The 22,827-nt window shown below is 34.5% G+C and carries 20 protein-coding genes; 10 read left to right on the top strand and 10 right to left on the bottom strand.

What is annotated here, in order from left to right; translation table 11 throughout:
• Nucleotides 1–12 precede the first annotated feature (12 nt).
• Nucleotides 13–378 carry a fluoride efflux transporter CrcB gene (gene crcB / locus HM983_RS11735; protein WP_179345627.1) on the top strand — a complete coding sequence of 122 codons (366 nt, stop codon included), beginning with the start codon at nt 13–15 and terminating at the stop codon, nt 376–378.
• A 129-nt stretch (nt 379–507) separates the two neighbouring features.
• Here the strand turns inward: crcB and HM983_RS11730 are convergent, their stop codons facing one another.
• On the bottom strand, nt 508–1,107 hold the full coding sequence (locus HM983_RS11730; protein WP_179345626.1) for a DUF1684 domain-containing protein: 600 nt from the start codon (nt 1,105–1,107) through the stop codon (nt 508–510).
• 324 nt (nt 1,108–1,431) lie between these two features.
• Here HM983_RS11730 and HM983_RS11725 point away from each other — a divergent pair, with 324 nt between their 5' ends.
• Genes HM983_RS11725 through HM983_RS11710 form a run of 4 tightly spaced genes read left to right on the top strand, consistent with a single transcriptional unit; the run spans nt 1,432 to nt 6,061 of the window.
• Nucleotides 1,432–2,655, top strand: coding sequence for an MFS transporter (locus tag HM983_RS11725; protein WP_179345625.1), 1,224 nt, complete (start codon nt 1,432–1,434; stop codon nt 2,653–2,655).
• Between the two features lie 37 nt (nt 2,656–2,692).
• Entirely contained in the window at nt 2,693–3,664 is a 972-nt protein-coding gene (locus HM983_RS11720; protein ID WP_179345624.1) for a YpdA family putative bacillithiol disulfide reductase, read from the top strand.
• Between the two features lie 15 nt (nt 3,665–3,679).
• Nucleotides 3,680–4,447: a DJ-1/PfpI family protein gene (locus tag HM983_RS11715; protein WP_179345623.1), complete on the top strand. Its 768-nt coding sequence runs from the start codon at nt 3,680–3,682 to the stop codon at nt 4,445–4,447.
• Between the two features lie 54 nt (nt 4,448–4,501).
• Nucleotides 4,502–6,061 (top strand): amidohydrolase family protein, encoded by a 1,560-nt coding sequence (locus tag HM983_RS11710; protein ID WP_394366250.1) that lies wholly within the window; start codon nt 4,502–4,504, stop codon nt 6,059–6,061.
• Here HM983_RS11710 and HM983_RS11705 read toward each other — a convergent pair.
• Nucleotides 6,058–6,504 (bottom strand): Lrp/AsnC family transcriptional regulator, encoded by a 447-nt coding sequence (locus tag HM983_RS11705; protein WP_218841858.1) that lies wholly within the window; start codon nt 6,502–6,504, stop codon nt 6,058–6,060. The genes HM983_RS11710 and HM983_RS11705 overlap by 4 nt on opposite strands.
• Before the next feature lie 121 nt (nt 6,505–6,625).
• On the opposite strand from HM983_RS11705, the gene HM983_RS11700 reads away from it, so the two are divergent.
• Complete coding sequence (locus tag HM983_RS11700; RefSeq protein WP_179345621.1) at nt 6,626–7,021, top strand: hypothetical protein; 396 nt, start codon at nt 6,626–6,628, stop codon at nt 7,019–7,021.
• 4 nt (nt 7,022–7,025) lie between these two features.
• Here HM983_RS11700 and HM983_RS11695 read toward each other — a convergent pair whose 3' ends face one another.
• The 3 genes from HM983_RS11695 to HM983_RS11685 form a co-directional block, all read right to left on the bottom strand.
• Entirely contained in the window at nt 7,026–7,640 is a 615-nt protein-coding gene (locus HM983_RS11695) for a DEAD/DEAH box helicase (protein ID WP_179345620.1), read from the bottom strand.
• A 222-nt stretch (nt 7,641–7,862) separates the two neighbouring features.
• A complete protein-coding gene (locus HM983_RS11690) occupies nt 7,863–11,297 on the bottom strand; it encodes a methylmalonyl-CoA mutase family protein (RefSeq protein WP_179345619.1) in 3,435 nt (1,144 codons plus the stop codon).
• Between the two features lie 82 nt (nt 11,298–11,379).
• Nucleotides 11,380–12,348 (bottom strand): MBL fold metallo-hydrolase, encoded by a 969-nt coding sequence (locus tag HM983_RS11685; RefSeq protein ID WP_179345618.1) that lies wholly within the window; start codon nt 12,346–12,348, stop codon nt 11,380–11,382.
• Nucleotides 12,349–12,390: 42 nt separating this feature from the next.
• Here HM983_RS11685 and HM983_RS11680 point away from each other — a divergent pair, with 42 nt between their 5' ends.
• Together HM983_RS11680 and HM983_RS11675 are read left to right on the top strand one after the other, a co-directional pair.
• A complete protein-coding gene (locus HM983_RS11680; protein WP_179345617.1) occupies nt 12,391–13,095 on the top strand; it encodes a DUF4197 domain-containing protein in 705 nt (234 codons plus the stop codon).
• A gap of 102 nt (nt 13,096–13,197) precedes the next feature.
• Nucleotides 13,198–13,407, top strand: coding sequence for a Lacal_2735 family protein (locus HM983_RS11675; RefSeq protein WP_179345616.1), 210 nt, complete (start codon nt 13,198–13,200; stop codon nt 13,405–13,407).
• Between the two features lie 4 nt (nt 13,408–13,411).
• On the opposite strand, the gene HM983_RS11670 is transcribed toward HM983_RS11675, so the two are convergent.
• The 5 genes from HM983_RS11670 to HM983_RS11650 form a co-directional block, all read right to left on the bottom strand.
• On the bottom strand, nt 13,412–13,921 hold the full coding sequence (locus tag HM983_RS11670; protein WP_179345615.1) for a hypothetical protein: 510 nt from the start codon (nt 13,919–13,921) through the stop codon (nt 13,412–13,414).
• Between the two features lie 173 nt (nt 13,922–14,094).
• Nucleotides 14,095–14,889 carry an ABC transporter substrate-binding protein gene (locus tag HM983_RS11665; RefSeq protein ID WP_179345614.1) on the bottom strand — a complete coding sequence of 265 codons (795 nt, stop codon included), beginning with the start codon at nt 14,887–14,889 and terminating at the stop codon, nt 14,095–14,097.
• A gap of 71 nt (nt 14,890–14,960) precedes the next feature.
• Entirely contained in the window at nt 14,961–15,788 is an 828-nt protein-coding gene (pyrF, locus tag HM983_RS11660; protein WP_179345613.1) for an orotidine-5'-phosphate decarboxylase, read from the bottom strand.
• 36 nt (nt 15,789–15,824) lie between these two features.
• Complete coding sequence (prfA, locus tag HM983_RS11655) at nt 15,825–16,901, bottom strand: peptide chain release factor 1 (RefSeq protein ID WP_179345944.1); 1,077 nt, start codon at nt 16,899–16,901, stop codon at nt 15,825–15,827.
• Between the two features lie 440 nt (nt 16,902–17,341).
• Nucleotides 17,342–18,040, bottom strand: a complete 699-nt coding sequence (locus HM983_RS11650) for a hypothetical protein (RefSeq protein ID WP_179345612.1) — start codon at nt 18,038–18,040, stop codon at nt 17,342–17,344.
• A gap of 560 nt (nt 18,041–18,600) precedes the next feature.
• Between HM983_RS11650 and HM983_RS11645 the strand changes: the two genes are divergently transcribed.
• Both HM983_RS11645 and HM983_RS11640 read left to right on the top strand, forming a co-directional pair.
• Nucleotides 18,601–19,746 (top strand): hypothetical protein, encoded by a 1,146-nt coding sequence (locus HM983_RS11645; protein WP_179345611.1) that lies wholly within the window; start codon nt 18,601–18,603, stop codon nt 19,744–19,746.
• A 502-nt stretch (nt 19,747–20,248) separates the two neighbouring features.
• Nucleotides 20,249–22,753 (top strand): hypothetical protein, encoded by a 2,505-nt coding sequence (locus tag HM983_RS11640; protein WP_179345610.1) that lies wholly within the window; start codon nt 20,249–20,251, stop codon nt 22,751–22,753.
• Nucleotides 22,754–22,827 lie beyond the last annotated feature (74 nt).

Genomic DNA, 22,827 nt, shown 5'->3' with positions numbered 1-22,827 from the left:
GTTTTAAGAAATATGAAACAACTTATTTTAGTCTTTATTGGTGGTGGTTTTGGCAGTGTACTTAGGTTTGTTATTGGAAAATGGCTAAACAATTCTGAAACCGGAATACCTTACGGTACATTTGCAGCAAATATTATTGGCAGTTTATTAATTGGGATCATTCTAGGGCTTGCTGCAAAAAACGATACCCTTTCACAAAGCCAAACCTTACTCTTAGCTACAGGTTTTTGTGGTGGTTTTACAACATTCTCGACTTTTGCTTATGAAAATCACGTGTTTTTAAAGTCAGGTGATTTTACCAGTTTTGCAGTTTATACGATTGCTAGTTTTGTCGTTGGATTTTTGGCTGTTTTTGCGGGTTTGTATCTGGTGAAATAAAAGTCCATTTGAAATCTTCACAAACCAAGAATTTCATAAATTATTTACGAAGTTTTTCTGATTAGTTTTCTGTCACTATACGTAAATTACTAATTGCTGAGACTGAAACTGTATCCTGTATTCTGCCTACTACTTTTCAAAAGCCTTCATACCAGCCTCAACCTTTGTCGATATATAATTTACGCGTGGTACTATTGGGCAAGAATACTTTTCATTATAGACGCAATATGGATTATAAGCTGTATTAAAATCCACAATTATTTCATCACCTTCCGGAATTGTTAAATCGACATACCTTCCACCAGCGTAAGATCCTTCGCCATTTGTATCGTCCAGAAAAGGCAGAAAGAGATAATCTCTAAAATCATTTGTTTCCATTAACTCTTGACCTTGATATACATTAAGCTGATGCGATTCGCCCTTCAATTCAAAATTTAAAACTCCATAAACACGTTCCTTCGTTACTTCGTTTGTTGTAGTTTTCATATTAAACCATTTAGAATCTGGTGTCCGTTTCAAAACAGCTTTTATAACATAAGTAGAATCGAACTTATAAAAATCCAAACCAGTAAATGTTTTCCGATCTTTATCTTTTAAAGGTGATTTTGTGGCATCTTTAAAGTTGGCATTCTGTTCTTTTTGCCATTCGGTTTCTCCTTTTAAAGTCTGTTTTTCCTGTGCACAACTTACTGACATTATGAATATTAATAGCAGTATAAAATTCTTCATTCTTTATATATTTTGAATTTCAAAAATACAACTTATCAGATTTTATTGTAGATTTATGCGAAACGATTAAAAACCAATGTTACAAACCATTAGATATACAAAGCAAACCACGGTCAATTTTTCGGAAATTGTGCGGACGCATTATCTATTGTAGTAATACCTATATTCTAATTAACAATATTTAAAAGTCCGACACCAACGTCGGACTTTTTACTTTAGTGAAACTTTTAATTCAAATAAATATTTGAATTAAACTAACTGAACTTTTCCTGATGAAAATCAGGATCTAATTTAATAAGATTCCCACTTTCGTGAGAAATGAATATGAAGCGACTTTATGCCAACTACGTAAATTCATTTAAGGGCTTAGTGCCAGAAATCTGGATTTTGTCTTTCGTCACCTTTATCAATAGAGCTGGTGCTATGGTGATTCCATTTTTGTCCATCTATTTGGTAAGTGGCAAAGATTTTACTTTACCGCAAGTTGGCATGATCATGACCTGCTATGGTCTTGGGTCGTTACTTGGCAATTACATTGGTGGCATACTTGCCGATACCATCGGGTTTTATAAAATTATAGTGATGAGTCTATTTTTTGGTGGTCTCGGTTTTATTGGTCTTCAGTTTATAGATTCATATATAGGTATGTGTATTGGCGTTTTTGTTCTTATGACTGCGGTTGACACCTATAGACCTGGCGTTTTCGTGGCTGCTGGTGCATACGGAAAAGAAAGTGACGCTACCAGAAATATTGGATTAATCCGTTTATTTATAAACTTAGGTTTTTCAATCGGTCCGGTAATTGGCGGACTACTCATTGCCAAAGTGAGCTATAATTCTATCTTCTGGGTAGATGGTGTCACTTGTATTTTGGCTTCAATTTTATTGATCATACTGTTACGACCTAAAAAAGCAGATAAAAAGGATGAAAAGATTATTGTAAAAAAAGAAGGTGTTTCACCATACAAAAACGGATTGTTTCTACTTTTCTTTCTAATTATGATTATCAACAGCGTTGTATTTGTTCAGTATTTTTCATCTATTCCTTTGTTTTATAAGGAACACCATGGCTTATCACCAGATATTATAGGTTGGCTCCTTTTCTTAAACGGAGCATTGATTGTTATTTTGGAAATGCCCTTAATTAGTTGGTTGGAGAGGAGGAAACTAAGCAAAACCATGGCAACGTTCTGGGGCATTGTTCTCTTGGCTTTAAGCATTATAATTCTGAACGTTTCCGACTGGTTTGGTATTCTAATAATAGGTATGGTTTTGATGACTTTAGGTGAAATGATAGGCTCACCATTCGCAAGCTCGTTAGCTTTAGATATGGCGCCAAAAGGCCGAAAAGGTAGTTATATGGGATTATTTAGTATGAGTTTTTCATTGTCGCACATCATTGGACATAATGCCACTTTAAATGCAATCTATAGTTTTGGGTATTTTAATACTTGGACTATACTATTCATCGTATTGGTTTTAGCAGCTGGATTAACCTTAGTGTTATTAAAGTACCTCAAAAAATCACCAAATTATAAAAGCTATTGAGATTTAATCCCAATCAAAACTTGTAATTTTAAAGTCTATGACAAAAACAGATTTAGATGTATTGATAATTGGCGCAGGACCAATTGGCATTGCTTGTGCTTTGGAATGTAAAAAACGAAATTTAAGCTATTTGGTTATTGAAAAAGGAGCGTTGACCAATTCCTTATTTAATTATCCGCTAAATATGACGTTTTTTTCAACCTCTGAGAAATTGGAAATTGACGGTATTCCATTTATCAGCAACAATCCTAAACCGACCAGAAATGAGGCTTTGGAATATTATCGTCGTGTGACGACTTCAAACGAATTGAAAATTAATCTCTACGAAAAAGTTATCAGTTTAAAAAAAGTTGAAAATCTTTTCAATTTTACAACGGACAAATCTAAATACAAAGCCAAAAAAACAATCATTGCCACAGGGTTTTACGATATCCCAAATTATCTGAACGTACCTGGCGAAGATTTACCAAAGGTGATGCATTATTATAAGGAAGCACATCCTTTTACATTGCAAAATATTGTTGTTGTTGGCGCGAGCAATTCTGCAGTTGATGCTGCGCTTGAAATTTACAGAAAAGGTGGAAACGTTACCATGATAATAAGAGATAAAAAAGTTGGAGAACGCGTAAAATATTGGGTGCGACCAGATATTCTAAACCGTATAGAAGAAGGTAGTATTAAAGCTCATTTTAATTCTGAAATCAAAGAAATAAAGGCTAACGAAATTATAATTAAAACACCAAAAGGTGAATTAACCTTACCTAACGATTATGTTATAGCACTTACAGGTTACCGACCAAATTTTAAATTTTTAGCCGATGCTGGAATTGAATTTTCTGAAGATGAAAAACACATCCCAAAATATAATCCCGAAACCATGGAATCTAATGTAGAAGGTTTATATCTCGCAGGTGTAATCTGTGGTGGTATGGAAACACACAAATGGTTTATTGAGAATTCACGAATTCATGCTAAAATTATTGGAAACCATATTGATAGTAAATTATAAATTTGAATCATTAACATGAAAAATTTAATTTTATGCCTCGCTCTTTTTTCACTTATCAGTTGTAACAATTCAACAGAAAAAAGTGAATCAACTGATGAAATCCAGAAACAATCCCAAAAACTTTCGGGACAGGATAATAGACAGTTACAAAAGATAGAACCCAACCGCTACAATGTCGCTTTCCTAATTATGGATGGCACTTATAATACAGAATTGACGGCACCTTACGATATTTTTCAGCATACGATTTTTAGAGATAGCATTAAGGCGATGAATGTGTTCACCGTTGCAAATACCAACGATGCTATTATGACTTTTGAAGGCATCCGCATATTACCAGATTTTAATTACGTTACTGACTTGATTCCAAAGATTGATATACTTGTCGTACCAAGTGCAGAACATCATTTAGATTCAGATTTGGAAGATGAGACGATGTTAAATTTTGTAAAGAAAGCCGATAAAGAAGCACAGTTCGTTACCTCACATTGCGATGGCTCATTTGTATTGGCAAAAGCTGGATTGTTAGATAATGTAGTGTCCACGACTTTCCCAAGTGATATTGATAAAATGCGAACTATGTTTCCTAATTTGGATATTAGAAAAGATGTGCTTTTCGTTCACGATGGAAAATATATCACCTCAGCTGGTGGTGCAAAATCATTTGAGGCTGCGCTCTACTTATGTGAGTATTTATATGGAAAACAAATAGCTGAATCGTTGGCTGGTGGATTGGTGATTGATTGGAAATTAGAGAATGCACCACATTTAGTAATCGAATAATTTTAATTGTCTATTTTTAAAAGAACTAACGTATTAAAAAGACCATTTATGAAAATGCTTCAATCCTCAATTTGGCTAATTGTATTCTGTTTTTTTATTAATGACACATTTGCACAAAACAGTAGCAATGGAGAAGGTCCATTCGGCCAATTAATTATAAGAGGAGTAACTTTAATTAATGGAGATGGATCTCCGCCAAGAGGTCCAATAGACGTAGTAGTTGAGAATAATAAAATCGTAAATATTCAGGTGGTCGGATATCCTGGTGTTGAGATTGATGAAACCAAAAGACCTAAACTTAAATCAGGTGGAAAAGAGTTAAACGCATCTGGAATGTATCTTTTACCTGGTTTTATTGATATGCATGGTCATATTGGTGGCGATGCCCAAGGAGCTGATCCTGAATATGTTTTTAAACTCTGGATGGCACATGGCATTACAACCGTGAGACAACCTAGTGGACGCGATGCCTTAGAATTAAAAAAGCAAAGTGCAGCAAATGAAATTGTAGCTCCTCGAATATTTGAATACAAAGGCTTCGGATCTGGAAGTAATAAGCCAATAACCACTCCGGAAATGGCTCGTGAATGGGTTAGACAAAATGCCAAAAAAGGATCAGATGGTATTAAATTTTTTGGAGCTGAGCCAGAAATTATGGCTGCCGCACTAGATGAAAACAAAAAGTTAGGTTTGGGTTCTGCGTGTCATCATGCTCAATTGAGTGTTGCGAGATGGAATGTTCTGCATTCTGCAAGAGCTGGCTTAACATCGATGGAACATTGGTACGGTCTTCCAGAAGCTTTATTTGATGATAGAACAGTTCAAGACTATCCGTTAGATTACAATTACCAAAATGAACAACATCGTTTTGAGGAAGCTGGTAAACTATGGAAACAAGCTGCAAAACCATATTCTGAACATTGGAACAAGGTCATGAACGAGTTGCTGGAATTAGATTTTACTTTAGACCCAACATTCAATATTTATGAGGCAAGTCGAGATTTGCATCGCGCAAGACGTGCAGAATGGCATGAAGATTATACGCTACCCTCATTATGGAAATTTTACGAACCCAGCAAGGTAAGTCATGGTAGTTATTGGCACTATTGGGGAACCGAACAAGAAATTGAGTGGAAACAGAATTTTAAGCTTTGGATGACGTTTGTTAGTGAATATAAAAATAGAGGTGGCAGAGTCACGACAGGTTCAGATTCTGGCTTTATTTATCAACTCTACGGCTTTGCATACATAAGAGAGTTAGAATTACTTCGCGAAGCTGGTTTTCATCCGTTGGAAGTCATTAGAGCCGCAACATTAAATGGTGCAGAAGCTTTGGGCTGGGACGATAAAATCGGAAGTGTGCAAATAGGGAAATTAGCTGATTTTGTTATTGTAGAAGAGAACCCTTTATTGAATTTAAAATCACTTTACGGCACTGGAGCAATTAAACTTACTGAAGACAATGAAGTCGTTAGGGTTGGTGGAGTAAAATACACAATTAAGGATGGAATTATTTACGACGCGAAGCAACTACTTGCAGATGTAAAAAAAATGGTCGATGATGAGAAAGCAAAAACCAATTGGAAGTTAATACAACCTGGTGTAAAAAATTAGTGCTTTTTATTTAAAGGCTTTACCTCACTATGTTTTACCACATGGGATAATACTATTTGTGTTTTGGTTTCTCCATAGATAATTAATTGATCAATAAAAGCCTCTAGGTGTTTTTGATTTTTTAGCACCACCTCCATAACTATATTTTCGTTGCCAGTAATTCTATAGCAATTAACTACCTCATCATAGGTTTTAACCTTTTCTAAAAATGGCTTTAGCATTCCCATAAAAGCGCGTAAAGTAACTAATGCCTTTAGTTGATAACCAACTTCAAACGGAGATACAAATGTTGTGTAGCCTTCAATCACTTCGGCATCCTCCATTTTTTTAATGCGCTCTGCTACTGCTGGCGAACTCATACCAATACGTCTACCTATTTCCGCATTAGACATGCGTGAATTTTGCTGTAGAAACTTTAAAATTTTCCAGTTTTGATTATCCATAATTATTTAAACCAATTAACAATAATTAACATATAATTTAAGGTAAATATAGTCATTTGCTTTAAATAAAAAAGTTAGATAAGAATTCTTGTTAGTAATTTCGTGTAATTGCTATTGAAAAATGAATTACAATCTTCCATCTCATCTATCTGATCTGCCAATATATAGAAAGGCAATGGATATTATTGTGCTCTCCCGAAGCATATCAACATATCTTAATCAGGATTTGTCATATTTGAGCGAAGATGGTACAGAAGATAATAACATTTATTTTTCTGGAGATATTGTGCAGCAATCCAATTGTCTTGCTCCAGAAATCGTCAATGCTGAACGTGAACGCTTTTCAGATAAAAAACATAAGCATTTAGAAAGTTTAGATCGTCTAACCTCCAAACTTTACAGCAATTGTCGTAGGCTAGAACGCTCAAATAGTAACGGCAAGGATTATTTACCTATTCTTAAAGGCGAACTCAAAAAATTCAGAAAATTGCAACGTAGTTGGATGATGACATTGTAGTCAGCTATTTTGCTTTTACTAAACGCGCATTACCCATAAATGAATTTTGATAATTTTGAATTTTAGAATTCATTTCATCTGCAGTAATTACAAACTGGCCTTTATCTAGGCTCTCAGAAAGACGTAGTATCTGATTATAGGCATTATTTCTGCCCAAATAATCTGCATCTTCAATCGCGAAAATTTGAATTTGCCCTAAATGAATTCCATTTAAAAAATAAATTTTGCTCAATCTAGCTGGTGTTGCAATAACAATATCTTGACCTGGATAAATTTCAGTTTTTTGCTTTTCAATATCGTATTCGTCATAAAGCGTATAAATCCTTAAATCTGTGTTTTTGGTAAATCTTTCAAATTCATCTTTTAAATTTAAAGCATCCGCTTTATCTTTTACAACAATTATGGCTCGTGGCGAATCCTCAAAAGCCGTGGCTTTTAACTTATGAATCGTAGCAATGATGAGTGCTGTAGTTTTTCCTTTTCCTTTTGGTGCGATGATATATGTATCACTACCACCTTTTAAAACCGGTAGCACTTTCTTCTGAAAAGCGTTGGAGTTTTCAAAACCTTCATTCTCTAAAGATTCTTTTAATAACGGATGAAGTTTTTTGAATGACATAAATTGATTTTTTAGTAATTATGAATGCTCATTCAATTTTAGAATTATACACCAGAATTTATAATTTTGAAATCTTGTGATCCTTCGATAAGTATCACAATGAGCAATTCAAACACCTTTTTCCAAAAAGGAAAAAGTGGTTCTCTGAGATCCCGAAGCTAGTTCGGGATAAGCGATATTCACAATTTTGAATGCGCAAGCTTTCCAAAATTGGAATCCTGCTTACATGTTACGTCTATATTGACCACCTACCTCAAATAATGCTGAAGTAATCTGACCTAAAGAACATACTTTACAAACATCCATTAAGGCTTCAAAAATGTTTTCGTTATTTATGGCTTTATTTTGTAAATTTTTCAACAACTCATCTGTATCATGGGCATCATGAAGATTTTCAAGGGTCTTAATCTGAAATTGCTTTTCTTCTTCGGTAGCTCTTATGACTTCTTTTGGTTGTATTGTTGGTGATCCTTGGGAACTTAAAAAGGTATTGACACCAATAATCGGGAATTCACCATTGTGTTTCAAGGTTTCATAATACAAACTTTCTTCTTGTATTTTAGAGCGTTGATACATGGTTTCCATAGCTCCCAATACTCCACCTCGTTCTGTGATTCGGTCAAATTCAAGTAAAACTGCTTCTTCTACCAAATCAGTTAATTCTTCGATAATGAATGAACCTTGAATCGGGTTTTCGTTTTTAGCCAGTCCTAGTTCTTTATTGATAATCAATTGAATTGCCATTGCACGTCTTACGGACTCTTCTGTTGGCGTTGTAATGGCTTCGTCGTAAGCATTTGTGTGCAATGAATTACAGTTATCGTAAATGGCATAAAGTGCCTGAAGCGTAGTTCTTATATCATTAAAATCAATTTCCTGAGCATGTAAACTACGACCAGAAGTTTGAATATGATATTTAAGCATCTGTGCTCGTGAGTTGGCTCCATACTTATTCTTCATGGCTTTAGACCAAATCTTACGTGCTACACGACCAATGACCGCATATTCTGGATCGATACCGTTTGAAAAGAAAAATGATAAGTTTGGTCCAAACTTGTTGATGTCCATACCTCTTGAAAGGTAGTACTCTACATAAGTAAATCCGTTTGATAACGTCAATGCTAATTGCGTAATTGGGTTTGCACCAGCTTCTGCAATATGATAACCAGAAATGGAAACTGAATAGAAATTTCGAACATTGTTCTCAATGAAATATTCTTGTACATCTCCCATTAATCGTAATGCGAACTCAGTTGAAAAAATACACGTGTTTTGCGCTTGGTCTTCTTTTAAGATATCCGCTTGGACCGTTCCTCTAACTTGAGCTATGGTCTTTGTTTTAATCTCGTTGTAAACATCCGCAGGTAACACTTGGTCTCCCGTTAATCCCAAAAGCATTAAGCCGAGGCCATTGTTTCCTTCAGGTAATTCACCATTATATTTTGGACGTTCTTTATCTTTATAAAGCTTTTCAATTTTAGCTTCAACTTCTTTTTCGAGACCGTTCTCCTTAATGTAAATTTCACATTGTTGATCAATGGCTGCATTCATAAAAAAGCCTAAGAGCATTGGCGCAGGACCATTAATAGTCATACTCACAGAAGTCATAGCACTTGCTAAATCAAATCCTGAATACAGTTTTTTTGCATCGTCTAAACAGCAAATAGAAACACCTGCGTTACCGATTTTACCGTAAATATCTGGTCGTAAATTTGGATCATTTCCATAAAGTGTTACACTATCAAAAGCTGTAGAAAGCCTTTTTGCAGGTAAGCCTGCACTGACATAATGAAAACGTCTGTTGGTACGCTCTGGTCCACCTTCGCCGGCAAACATTCTGGCTGGATCTTCGCCTGTTCTTTTAAAAGGATATAATCCTGCTGTATATGGAAATTCACCAGGAACATTTTCCTGCAAACACCATCTTAAAATATCACCCCAAGCTTGGTATTTCGGTAACGCTACTTTGGGAATTTGTGTATGGGATAGTGATTCGGTATGAGTTTCAATCTTTATTTCTTTATCTCTTACCTTGAAAGAATAAATTGGATTTTTATATCGGTTGACTTTCTCGTCCCAACCTGTAATGACCTCCCAATTATAAGGGTCTAAGTCTAACCTTACTCGGTCAAATTCGGCAATAAGTAACTTAATAAAATCCTTTTTATCGTCTTGAGTTTGATTCAGTATTTCATCACTGTTCAATCCGTGTTTATCAAGAAGAGATTTCTCACTTTCATTTGATATTTCAGCTATTGAACAAATCGTTTTATAAATTCCGTAGAGCTTTTGTGCGACTTCAACTTGTTCGCTTGCTGTTTTATCGTAAGCTCTGTTATTTTCTGCGATTTCAGAAAGGTAGCGTGTACGTGATGGTGGAATCACAAAAATCTTTTCGCTCATTTCATCAGATATATGAAATGTTGATTTTAAATCAGCTTCGGACTTTTCAACCAATTTATCCATTATAGCTTTGTAAAGCGTATTCATTCCTGGATCATTGAATTGTGAAGCAATTGTTCCATATACTGGCAATTCATCTTGAGGAATATCCCAAAGATTATTGTTACGCATATATTGTTTTTTCACGTCTCGAAGCGCATCTAACGAGCCGCGTTTATCAAATTTGTTTATGGCCACTAAATCTGCAAAATCGAGCATGTCAATTTTTTCAAGCTGTGTGGCAGCTCCAAATTCTGGCGTCATAACATATAAAGCCACATCACTGTGCTCCATTATTTCTGTATCAGACTGGCCGATTCCAGAAGTCTCAAGAATGATTAAATCGTATTCCGCGGCCTTTAATACTTCAATTGCTTCATTGACATATTTTGAAAGCGCCAAATTCGATTGACGAGTTGCCAAACTGCGCATATAAACGCGTGGCGAGTTGATGGCATTCATTCGAATTCTATCACCCAACAATGCACCTCCTGTTTTTCGTTTAGACGGATCAACTGATATTAAACCAATTGTCTTTTCAGGAAAATCAATTAAAAATCGCCTAACAAGTTCGTCAACCAAGGACGATTTACCTGCTCCACCAGTTCCTGTAATTCCGAGTACAGGAGTTGTTGAATTTTTATTCTTATCATGGATGGTTTCTAAAGCATCTTTAGCCACGTCAGGAAAATTCTCTGCAGCAGATATGACCCTTGCAATAGCTTTTGGATTTTTTTCATTTAAGATTTTCACTTCTCCGTTAAGCTCATCTCCAATTGCATAATCAGACTGTTTTACCAAATCATTAATCATGCCCTGCAATCCCATTTCTCTTCCATCATCTGGTGAATAGATCCTGGTAATCCCATAATCCATCAATTCTTTTATTTCTTCAGGAAGAATTACACCTCCACCTCCACCAAAGATTTTGATGTGTCCTGCACCTTTTTCCTTAAGTAAATCATACATATACTTAAAGTATTCATTGTGACCACCTTGGTAAGAGGTCATGGCAATCGCATTTGCATCTTCTTGAATGGCTGTATTTACAACCTCTTCTACACTTCTATCATGACCTAAATGAATCACCTCTACACCTGTAGATTGTATGATACGACGCATGATGTTAATCGCTGCGTCGTGACCATCAAAAAGTGATGCTGCAGTTACTATTCTTACTTTATGTTTTGGCTTATATGGTGCAATTTGTTCCATCCGTATTATTCTTGCTTTTAAGAGTGGCAAATTTACGGAATATCGAAAAAATTATAGCATTAATTAGGAATTATATAAATCCTCATAGTTCAAAATTTGCTCCCTGTTTCGCAAAGTGATACCCAAGATTTTGAATGCTATCTTTTAACTTACTATTGTCCAGAAGTGCAGGATTGGTATGATTTAGATGGATAAAATAAATTTTAGATTTTGTTTCTGCTGATTCCTTTTCAAATAAATTAATAGTTTCCTGAATAAACGGATGTGGCACTTCGCTCATTGGTCTTGACAACTCCCCTTCTTTAAAAAATGTCGCATCTAAGAATGCATAATCTACTTTTTTAACTTCGTCTATAATATTTCTTTCCCATTTATTCCACTTATCAATGTCTGGAATATATAGTGCAGATTTCTTTTTCCCTTCAATTTTGTAACCTACAGTTTCTGAATATTCATCGCGATGTGGTACCTTAAAAGGTTTGACTTTTAGATTTTTATTTAATATTATAGTTGAATCATTTTTTAGTGCATTCAACTTTATATTCTCAAGTTCTACCAACTGCTCCCAAGGACCATTAGTTTCAAGAAAACTTTTCATTCTGGACATTGCATAGACCGGAATCTGTTTTCCGCCCAAAGCCTCTCTTCCCAAAAACATTAGACCTGTATAGTGGCCTATATGCGCATGGGTTAAAAATATACCATCAATGACATTACCATTATCAAGATGATTTTTCTTTAAATTATGAAGTTGCTGGGCTATATCTGGTGTTGCATCAAATAACCACTTCTTATTCGACTTCAAATCTACCAAACCTAAGCTTGAAACCATTTCTTTATCGTCGACTCCATTATAAACAAGTTTACAACATTCTTTCTCACAATCTATCTGTGGATAACCTACGTCTTGAGCGACACCGAGAATAGTAAGATATTGCTCAGATGATTTATTTCTATTGGCTTGATCTTCAATTTCATTTTCCTTTTTAGAAGAATTACAGCCGAAAAAAACCACAATAAACAATAGGTACAATAATTGAAAAAGTTTCATTTATAATAATTTATCTTTGATAAATATAGAAAACCTAAAGTCATGATTAAAAGAATTTTTGCCCTACTTATCGTTTTTAATTTAACGGCCTGTGCAGAGCTACAAGATGTTATTGGACAATTACCGCAAGGTGGAGTTTTAAGTGAAGCCGATATGGCAGCTGGCCTAAGACAAGCTCTGGATTTTGGTATTGACAAACAAGTGACCAAGCTCACAGAAAAAAATGGCTTTTATAAAAATGAACTGGTAAAAATACTATTACCAGCTGAACTGCAGAAAGTAGATAAAGCGTTGAGAGATATTGGTTTGGATAATCTTGCTGATGAAGGCTTAAAAGTGTTAAACAGAGCTGCGGAAGATGCCGTAAAAGAAGCAACTCCTATTTTTGTAAATGCTGTAAAAGGCATCACTTTTAACGACGCTAAAAACATATTACTTGGAGCTGATGATGCCGCAACACAATATCTGACCTCCAGAACACAAACAGAACTTTATAATAAATTCCAACCAGTTATAGACAATTCATTTTCTAAAGTTGGTGCAGACCAAATCTGGGAGAATCTCATTAATAGATATAACTCAATTCCATTTACCAATAATGTTAATCCAGATTTAACGGATTATGTTACAAATGAAGCACTAAAAGGTGTTTATACTATGATTGCGATTGAAGAAAAGGAAATACGAAACAAAGTATCTTCTAGAACAACAGATTTATTAAGGAGGGTTTTTGCTCTACAAGATTGATTTTGTTACACTTAAAAAATTTTATTTTTTGCTGTATAAAATATTATTAGCAGTCTAATAGATTTTTTTTATTAGCTTAATGGTTTAAAAAAATCAATCATTTTGTCATCTAAAATTTTAAATAAACTTGTCCTAAAAAGGCAAAAACTAAAAAACCGCTATTTACGGTTGATGGAACGTGCCTATAATCTGAGGCAAACTGATCATGCATTAAGCGACATATCCGAATATGAAGCCAAAAAGGTCCTTAACGAACTCAATAAATTATCTTTTATAGTTGAAGAAGACGTATCTCCATCCGTCTTGGTTTAATTTTTCAATCTTTTTTCTTTTTGTATAAACCGTCAAAAGCTACGGTTACTTCAGTATTATCAGTAATAGTTTCCCAGAGTTGACGTACTGTCCCATCCTCAATGTCTGTCCAGGTAATACGATGAAAAAACACTTTACCTTCTTTGTTGGTTTCATCTTCAGTTGTCATTATCATTTGGTTGCCAATCTTGTTGCCTTTCATGTGGAGTGTCGCTCCTTTATTGTCAACCCAAATTTGTTCCCACTGTTTGGTTTTCAGGTTATAAAAATTATTACTTGTTCCTGTATAACCAGGTGAAGCACTCGTCCAATTTTCTTGCAAAACACATTTATCCTGAATTTTTTCGATAACATTTGTTCCGGCTTTAGAGCCATCTGGATTGGTTACTTCCCACGTGCCAAGCCAAAAATCGAATTCAGCATGCTTCTCGTTACAACAAACACATTGTTGTGATTGTGCTGGTGAAAATGAAAAACATATAACTGTAAAAAACAGTAAAACAAAACCTCTCATGACAACAAATTTTAACTAAGTTATTAAACTACATTTAATTATCTGCTAAAGTTAACATAACATTGAAACTTAAAAAAGATAGCATATTTGTAATGCAAAAGAAGATATTAAGTCTTTAGTTAGTTTAAAAACGTTAGTTAAAAAGTCGGTATTGGAGAATACTGGCTTTTTTTTTATGAGCTAAGTTTATTTCTCAACACCCTAAAAAATTCATAAGATTTAAGCAATCTGCTTCCATACCACGAAAACAATTCGCCATCTACAATTACTATATGTTTATTCGGGAATTTTTCCAGGAGTCCAGCCACATGATTTTCATTAAATGGAAAAGGTTCACTTGATAAAAAGATTACATCAGCTTCTTTTAGCATAGTGTCATCGAGAGTAATTTCTGGATATCGAGCTTTGTTTTTGAAAACATTTTCAAATCCTGCTTCTGTTACCATGAAATCTATAAATGTATCACTACCAACTACCATCCAAGGATTTTTCCATATAAAATAAGCTACTTTTTGTTTAATTCTATCTTGGAAATGTGCCCTAAACTTTTGTATTTCATTCTTTATAGAATTAATAACTTTAAGTGCTTTTTCTTGAACTTGAAATATGCCTCCATACATGTTAATAAGTTCAAAACAATCGTCTAGATTATATATATCGCTAATATGAATTGGAGCTACACCAGAAAGTTGCTCAATTATTTCTTTGGTATTTTCTTCCTTATTACAAAGGATAATATCAGGTTGAAGGTTTTTTATTCTTTCAATTTTAATCTGTTTAGTACCTCCAACTACCGTCTTTTCTTTTCTAAGATTTTCTGGATGAATGCAGAATTTTGTAACACCAACGATTGAATTTTCAAGACCTAAATCTACCAACAATTCCGTTTGGGAAGGCACCAATGAAATTATTCGCTTCGGAGTCCCTTTAAGTTTAATGGTACGATTAAGTTGGTCTATATGAGTCATTGCGAAGAAAATTTATTTTCTGTGGCAATCTGCTAATTTTAGCGCAGGTTGTTGAGATTCCCGCGTCATTATCATTCCTGCGAATGATTTTCTAATTCAGCTTTCATTTGTAACTGCATCTCTTCAGCTTTCTTTGCCGCAGCTTGAGCAAAATCATCATTTTGAGATGCGTAGATTATACCTCTCGAAGAGTTAATCAATAGTCCAACCGAATCATTCATTCCGTATTTGCAAACTTCTCGAAGATTTCCACCTTGTGCTCCAACGCCTGGCACCAGCAAAAAATTATCTGGAATTATATTCCTTATATCTGCTAAATATTCAGCTTTGGTTGCTCCAACCACGTACATTAGATTTTGAGAATTTTTCCAGTTTTTTGAAGTCTCTAAAACTTGTTTATAAAGTTCTTTTCCATCAATATTTTTAGTCTGAAAATCAAAAGCTCCTTCATTGGAAGTCAATGCCAGAAGTATAGTATGTTTATCCTCAAAAGCTAAAAAAGGCTCGACAGAGTCCTTTCCCATATATGGTGCAACGGTTACGCTATCAAAACCTAAATCCTCAAAAAATGCATTGGCATACATGGAACTTGTATTGCCTATATCTCCACGTTTGGCATCTGCTATAGTATAAAGTTCAGGGTAATTTTCGTTAAGATAATTGATCGTTTTTTCTAAAGCTTGCCAGCCCTTTATCCCATAAGCTTCGTAGAATGCAGTATTAGGTTTGTAAGCTACGCACAAATGATGTGTAGCATCAATAATCGCTTTATTAAATGCGAAAATTGGATCTTCTTCCACTAATAAATGCTCTGGGATTTTATTTAAATCTACGTCCAGCCCTATACAGAGGAAGGATTTCTTTTTTTTTATTTGAGTTATTAGTTGGTTTGTTGTCATTATACAATGAAAAAAGCCTCAAAAGAGGCTTGTGTTTTAAATTACGTCGTCGTTAGCTTTTAATAACTCTGTATTTTCAGCCAACATCAATTCGTCTATTATTTTTTGAATATCGCCATCTATAATATTCGATAAATCATAGAGTGTTAAGCCTATTCTATGATCAGTAACTCGTCCTTGCGCGTAATTATAAGTTCTAATTTTAGCACTTCTGTCACCTGAACTTACCATACTCTTACGCTTTGCAGAATCCGCTTCTCGTTGTTTTTCCAATTCTTTTTCATATAAACGAGAACGCAAAACTTTAAGGGCTTTTTCTAAATTTTTGTGAGATGATTTTTGATCTTGGCAACTCACAATCATACCTGTTGGCTCGTGGTGCAATTTAATCGCAGAATATGTAGTGTTTACGGACTGACCTCCTGGACCTGTTGAAGTAGTACGCTCAATACGTACTTCTGTCATATCCAATTCAAAATCAATTTCTTCAGCCTCAGGCAATACCATTACGGTGGCTGCGCTTGTATGAACACGACCTTGGGTTTCGGTCTGTGGCACACGCTGTACACGGTGTACACCCGCTTCAAATTTTAATGTTCCGTAGACATCTTCACCAGAAACTTCGAAAATTATTTCCTTAAATCCACCCGATGTTCCATCACTTTGGCTCACCACATCAACCCGCCAGCCTTTGTCGCTACAGTACTTAGAATACATTCTGAATAAATCTCCCGCAAAAATACTGGCTTCGTCACCACCTGTTCCGGCACGTACCTCAACCACAACGTTTTTAGCATCATCTGGGTCTTTAGGAATGAGCATGTAGCGGATTTCCTCTTCGAGTTTTGGCAAGGCTTCCTTGGCTTCTTCTAATTGCATGTTTGCCATTTCTACCATTTCCTCGTCTTCACTATTGGCTATAAGCTGCTCGGCTTCAGAAATGTTTTCTAAAACATCTTTGTAAATTTCACCTTTGTCCACAACCTTTTTTAGGTCCTTATATTCTTTACTTAATTTTATGTAACGTGGTTGATCTGATATAATATCTGGCTGAATGATTAGGTCATTTACCTCATCAAAGCGTTGTTTTATAATCTGAATTTTCTCTAGCATGTATCTTCTGAAATTGAATTTCAAAAGTACGATATTTTATGGATTTTATAGTTTTGAGAATTTCTTTAGTGCGAAGAAAATATTTTTTTAGAAATTAACGTTTTAGGTTACATGCGGAGACAAGTGGCATCTATATTCAATTACTACAAATCAATAGCTTTATACTCTTTTTTGGTAACGTTAACGGTTACTATAATAAATCCGGAATTGTTATTGGCCATAAGTACAAAATTCTTTTTAGTCTTTATACTCTGGATAATGATAAGCGACAGAAAGTTGAGACAAAGTATCCGATTCTACAAAATCAGTGGTGTATCTAACTTAAAATTTTTTAGCGTTATTTTTATACTCGATAGCTTAATAACTTGTACTTTCCTTTTACTGATAAAAGGTTTTATTTAAAAAACAAAAGATGGTTTCCAGAAAATCATATTATAAGGCTATAGTACTGCCATAAATGCATCATCTTCTTTATTTTCAGTTTCAGCATATCTAATTAAATAAGCCAGTCCTACTAAATAAAAAATGGTATACACATAGAAAAAGAAATTAAAGTTATAATAATAGGCTATAAACCAGGCAGCGTCAGATAAAACCAAACCGAGAATAAAAATCAAGAAAAAGAGTGATCTATTTGTCTTAAATCTTAGATAACAATTAATAGCTATAGTACACATCCAAACCATAATTAGCCCATATAAAAAGTGCAACGCGAATTCAAAACTATCATTAAACTTCTCTGATTTATCCCATATTAAATTAAACATCCATACAAGATTTAAAACTATTATGGAGACAAAAGCAACTGTAATAGATAATTTGTGGTTTAGTAATCTTACTTTATCAAAAACACTTACGGTTAACATAAAATATACACTTATTTTTAATACTGGAATCACTTTAGCTATTACGTCATTAGTTTCGTAATATAAAAGCAGGTAGTCTGTTCCTACAAATGCAAGCATACTGTATAAAAGTAGAATTTTTTTTGTGCCGCCAGTAACAATAAAAATCAAAAAGTAACATGATAAGGAAATTAAGTTTACCAATCGCCTATCGTAAGCCGTATACTCACTAACGGTATAAAAATTAACTAATAATAATATTAGAGTTAGACCTATTAATATTTTCTTTAGCATGGTAGTTGAGGCGGTGACAATTATAAATATGAATTTATTATAATATTAAATGTACTAATTTCAGAATTAATAGTCAATTTATATTTTTTAAAGTCTATAACTTACCCTTTATTCTTGCATCAATATTCAGTGACTACCAGAATGCCAAAATTTATTCTGCAAATTAAAGGTTAATACATAACAGATTGTATTATCAAAAATGGAAATTAACTGACTGAAATAAAGTAGTTTAAATGATGTTTCAACGATAACGTAGTAATTAATCTCTTTTAAATCTATTATACATTTTTGAAAAAATAAATTTCCAATGTATAGAATTTTGCTTAATCGTTAAATAAATTGAACTTAATCAAATATTTTAGCTTTTCATCGAATTAAATAATTAATTGCCAATGTTTTAAGTAGCTTTAATTGAAAGAATTTTAGTACTACTGTTTTTTTACCCGCAAAATTTTTTTTGCATTATTGTTACTATAGATCAACAACGTTGACCCTGCTATAGTATGCTATTAACCCAATTTATTAACCGCAATTATTTATTAATTAATCAATTTTTTATTATGAAAAAAATGTATTTAAGTGCAGCAGCACTAATGATCGGAGCAGTGACTTTTGCTCAAACCAATGTAAGCACTGTTGAATCAGAAGGGAACAATCATCAGTCAACTGTGGTTCAAACTGGATCTATCAACAACTCCGAAGTTAAACAACGTGGTAATGCCAATACCAGTACTGTTAATTCTACAGGAAGAAACAACAGATCCAAGGTTGGTCAGGTAGATCGAAACAACGTTAGTACCGTAACTCAATTCGGTGGAGATAACAATTCATCTAGAGTAAGCCAAGGACAGATTAGTAGTAGCGGTGGCACTTCAAGAACAGGACGTGACAATACCAGTACTGTAACTCAGGAAGGTAATCTTAACAGATCGGTTGTTTTACAATGGGATTCTAATACTACTATTGGAAAACTAAACGAGTCTGATGTTTACCAAAAAGGTGATGGAAACCTTAACGATGTTTTCCAAGAAGGTGACAGAAACGAAACTCTTTTGAGACAAATAGGAGACGGTAACGATTCTGACTTAATTCAGCAAGGAAATGATGGACGTGCTATTGTTAGACTCAATGGTGATGACAATATTACTTTTGTCAATCAAGTAGGAAATCGCAACAACAATGTTTCAGAAGCTTTTGGTAACGATAACAATATACTGGTAGATCAGCAAGGTAACGATAACAGTGCACTTGTTGATGTAGAAAAAGGTAATGACAACGATATAGATGTTGTACAACTAGGCAACGGCAACAATGCTGGAGATGACTTTTTACCTGGTGATGGAGCAAACATATTTGGAGATAACAATAAGATTGAAATCTTGCAAACTGGAAACAACAATGATGGTTTTGCTCGTATTAATGGTAATTTGAATAAAGCATTCACTACTCAAACGGGTAATGGAAACACTTCTTTCACAGACCAAATGGGTGACAGCAATACTTCTACCTTAACACAAACTGGAAATGGTAACATGTCTAATGTAGATCAGGGTATAATGGGTAGCCTAAGCAACATGTCAACAAGTACAGTTTTACAAATGGGTAACATAAACACAAATACTGTATTACAAACAGGAAATGGACATATGAGTACTGTTAGTCAAATAGGTAACTCCAATACTTCTACAGTTACACAGTCTAACTAAAATGGAAATTTTAGCTTAAAATATCCAAAGAATATTTTAAGTTGAAATAAGAAGAAGCCGTTCTTTTGAGCGGCTTTTTTTTTATTCTATTTTTAAATTGTAAGCCCAATTCATTAAAAATCATTTAATTGAAAATTGATTAAAACCAAGCTTCTTATCTTAATATAAGCCCGTAAAAATTTAATAGATAGTTCTCTTACCTATATCTGCTTTATACTATCGTAAATAGAAAATCTAAAAAGTCTTCTTTAATCAACTTTTTTTCAATTGTTGTTGAACGTAATTCTAAAACAAAAACTGGACCTTAGAACTAGTGCATTTCAACATCGTTTTTTGCTATATGACGTATAGAATTTAGCAATAGCGACACATGCTGTATCTTATTGATAATTATGCTATTATACTCATATACATCTCAAACAATTATACAATTTGTCAGTTAGTTTAGTTTATGAAAATGGCATAATTGAAAAGCTATTAATTAATCCAAAAATTTTTTATAATGAAAAAAATTTATTTAAGTGCAGCAACACTAATGTGTGGAGCTTTAATGTTCGCACAAACTAATGAAAGTGATGTGCAGCAAGAAGGTGCCGACAACACCTCTACGGTTACCCAAACAGGTGAGATCAACAATTCTACAGTAAGACAACGTGGTGATTTAAACACAAGTATTGTTAATTCTGACGGAAGAAACAACCGGTCGAAAGTATTTCAAGTTAATGAACTGAATATGAGCACCGTGACTCAGTGTGGGGGAAACAACAACCTTTCAAGGGTGAGTCAGGGACAAATCAATTCTTTGGGAGGTACTTCTAGACTTGGTTATGACAACGAAAGTAAAGTGACACAAGAAGGTAATACCAACAGATCGATTGTGCTACAATGGGATTTACCAGCACTTGTTGCTGAGCGCAATTCTTCAATAGTTTCTCAAACTGGAGACGATAACAGCCAAAAGACAGAACAGTTTGGTGATGATAATATCTCTGAGGCAACACAAACAGGGAATAATAATTTTGCCGGTAATAATGGCACAACAGGCAATTTGCAAGACGGAGATTTCAATGATTCTAAACTAACACAAAATGGAAATGATAATGATTCTCAAGTTTCTCAAGTGGGTAATGACGGTCGAGCTAGAACAAGAATGTTTGGTAACGACAATATCACAACCCTGAGTCAGCTTGGTGATCGCAATAACAATGTTACCGAAATTACAGGTCATACGAACCAAGCTTACGTAGATCAAGTTGGCGACGATAACAGTGCATTGGTTGATATAGATGGTGACATGAATCTTGTTGATTTTGATCAAAATGGTAACCGTAATAATGCAGGTGACGATTTTTTACCTGGAAACGGTGCTAATGTTATTGGAGACGGGAACGAAATGAGAATTTCTCAAACAGGTGATGACAATGATGGATTTGGTCGCCAAGTTGGCGATGATAACGATTTAGATCTTACTCAAACTGGTGACTCAAATGATGCCAACATGCGTCAAACTGGAAACATGAATGATTCTGATGCGGTGCAAGCTGGAAATGATAACCGTTATAGATTAAGAATAAATGGTGATGATAATACAACTGATCTATTGCAAGACGGTGACCGTAATAACAATGTTACGGAAGTAGGTGGTAATAGTGACAGAAACGAGGTTGATATGGACCAAGTTGGTGACGACAACAGTTCGTTAATTGACGTTAATGGTGATGATAACAGTGTTACCTGGGAACAAGTAGGTAACCGTAATAATGCAGGTGATGACACTTTACCAGGTGAGGGTGTTAATATTATTGGTGATGGTAATACCTATGATTACTCTCAAGTCGGTGATGATAATATGATGGCAGGCCGTACTACAGGTAATGGTAATAACGCTAATGGACAACAAGACGGTACAGACAACACCTTAAACCAAGACCAAACAGGTGATAGCAATACTGCAACATCACAGCAAGGTACTACTATCTTCGAATCAAGAGGTGGTACTGTAGACCAAGATCAAATTGGTAACGGAAACACTGCTTTTACTAATCAAGAAGAAGATGTAAACTCCAGTACTCAGTATCAGGAAGGTGACGGAAACGATGCGACAGCAGTACAAAATCTTGGATCTTTTGGTGGGAATAATACTTCTTCTCAAACTCAATTAGGAGACGGAAATAACACTTTCGTAGATCAGGAACGAGTAGATAATACAAATATTCAGTACCAAGATGGTAATAATAATACTGCAACTACATATCAAAATGCCTTTGAAGCTACAGGGAATAATGATTCAGAACAAAGACAGATAGGTGATGATAATGAGGTTTTTACAAATCAAGACGGTACAGATAATGAAGCCTTTGTTAGACAGGTAGGGGACAATAATACTTCAGGTGTTAATCAAGATTTAATTGGTGGCGCCTTGGATAACCGTGTGGTGAATCGCATAAATGGGGACGGCAATACCACAGCGGTAAGGCAATTTGGTGACAGAAACAATAATGTCACTGAAATTCTTGGTGATGGTAACACAGTAACTATGAGGCAAGGGGTTAATATCTTTGGAGATGGCAACGATAATAGTTCATTAATCGATGTTACTGGAAACACCAATACAGTGACTTGGGCACAGGAAGGAAATAATAACAATGCCACTGATGATTTCTTACCAGGTGAAGGTGCAAATATTATAGGAGATAATAACACCTATAACTTTTTACAAATTGGTAATGATAACATGACCGCAGGGCGCACTACAGGTGATGGTAACTTTGTTACATCTAACCAAATTGGTGATAGCAACATGTCTGATGTTTTACAAACTGGCAATGGAAATACAGCTACTACTAACCAAGGTTTAATTGGCATCTTAAGTATGGGGTCTTCTAGTTCTGTTATTCAATCTGGAAATACTAATATGAGTACGGTAACTCAAACCGGAATGAGTCATGTCAGTACAGTTACACAGACAGGTAACCTGAATACTTCTACCGTGACTCAATCTAATTAATATTATATATTGCGTTAAAGAAAGTATTAATCATAAAAGCCGTTCTTAAAAGAACGGCTTTTATTTATTTTTGA

Source organism: Winogradskyella ursingii (assembly GCF_013403975.1).
Lineage (GTDB): Bacteria > Bacteroidota > Bacteroidia > Flavobacteriales > Flavobacteriaceae > Winogradskyella > Winogradskyella ursingii.
Note: the sequence above shows the minus strand (reverse complement) of the source record. Positions and strands in the feature narration are given on the sequence as shown.

Excerpts from the sequence above, each read along its gene's own strand:
- HM983_RS11710 (WP_394366250.1), top strand. The coding sequence starts at position 4,502 with ATGCTTCAATCCTCAATTTGGCTAATTGTATTCTGTTTTTTTATTAAT.
- HM983_RS11680 (WP_179345617.1), top strand. The coding sequence starts at position 12,391 with ATGATTAAAAGAATTTTTGCCCTACTTATCGTTTTTAATTTAACGGCC.
- HM983_RS11685 (WP_179345618.1), bottom strand. The coding sequence starts at position 12,348 with ATGAAACTTTTTCAATTATTGTACCTATTGTTTATTGTGGTTTTTTTC.
- pyrF (WP_179345613.1), bottom strand. The coding sequence starts at position 15,788 with ATGACAACAAACCAACTAATAACTCAAATAAAAAAAAAGAAATCCTTC.
- HM983_RS11650 (WP_179345612.1), bottom strand. The coding sequence starts at position 18,040 with ATGCTAAAGAAAATATTAATAGGTCTAACTCTAATATTATTATTAGTT.
- HM983_RS11690 (WP_179345619.1), bottom strand. The coding sequence starts at position 11,297 with ATGGAACAAATTGCACCATATAAGCCAAAACATAAAGTAAGAATAGTA.
- HM983_RS11670 (WP_179345615.1), bottom strand. The coding sequence starts at position 13,921 with ATGAGAGGTTTTGTTTTACTGTTTTTTACAGTTATATGTTTTTCATTT.
- HM983_RS11665 (WP_179345614.1), bottom strand. The coding sequence starts at position 14,889 with ATGACTCATATAGACCAACTTAATCGTACCATTAAACTTAAAGGGACT.
- HM983_RS11720 (WP_179345624.1), top strand. The coding sequence starts at position 2,693 with ATGACAAAAACAGATTTAGATGTATTGATAATTGGCGCAGGACCAATT.
- HM983_RS11700 (WP_179345621.1), top strand. The coding sequence starts at position 6,626 with ATGAATTACAATCTTCCATCTCATCTATCTGATCTGCCAATATATAGA.
- HM983_RS11645 (WP_179345611.1), top strand. The coding sequence starts at position 18,601 with ATGAAAAAAATGTATTTAAGTGCAGCAGCACTAATGATCGGAGCAGTG.
- crcB (WP_179345627.1), top strand. The coding sequence starts at position 13 with ATGAAACAACTTATTTTAGTCTTTATTGGTGGTGGTTTTGGCAGTGTA.
- HM983_RS11715 (WP_179345623.1), top strand. The coding sequence starts at position 3,680 with ATGAAAAATTTAATTTTATGCCTCGCTCTTTTTTCACTTATCAGTTGT.
- HM983_RS11725 (WP_179345625.1), top strand. The coding sequence starts at position 1,432 with ATGAAGCGACTTTATGCCAACTACGTAAATTCATTTAAGGGCTTAGTG.
- prfA (WP_179345944.1), bottom strand. The coding sequence starts at position 16,901 with ATGCTAGAGAAAATTCAGATTATAAAACAACGCTTTGATGAGGTAAAT.
- HM983_RS11640 (WP_179345610.1), top strand. The coding sequence starts at position 20,249 with ATGAAAAAAATTTATTTAAGTGCAGCAACACTAATGTGTGGAGCTTTA.
- HM983_RS11705 (WP_218841858.1), bottom strand. The coding sequence starts at position 6,504 with ATGGATAATCAAAACTGGAAAATTTTAAAGTTTCTACAGCAAAATTCA.
- HM983_RS11695 (WP_179345620.1), bottom strand. The coding sequence starts at position 7,640 with ATGTCATTCAAAAAACTTCATCCGTTATTAAAAGAATCTTTAGAGAAT.
- HM983_RS11730 (WP_179345626.1), bottom strand. The coding sequence starts at position 1,107 with ATGAAGAATTTTATACTGCTATTAATATTCATAATGTCAGTAAGTTGT.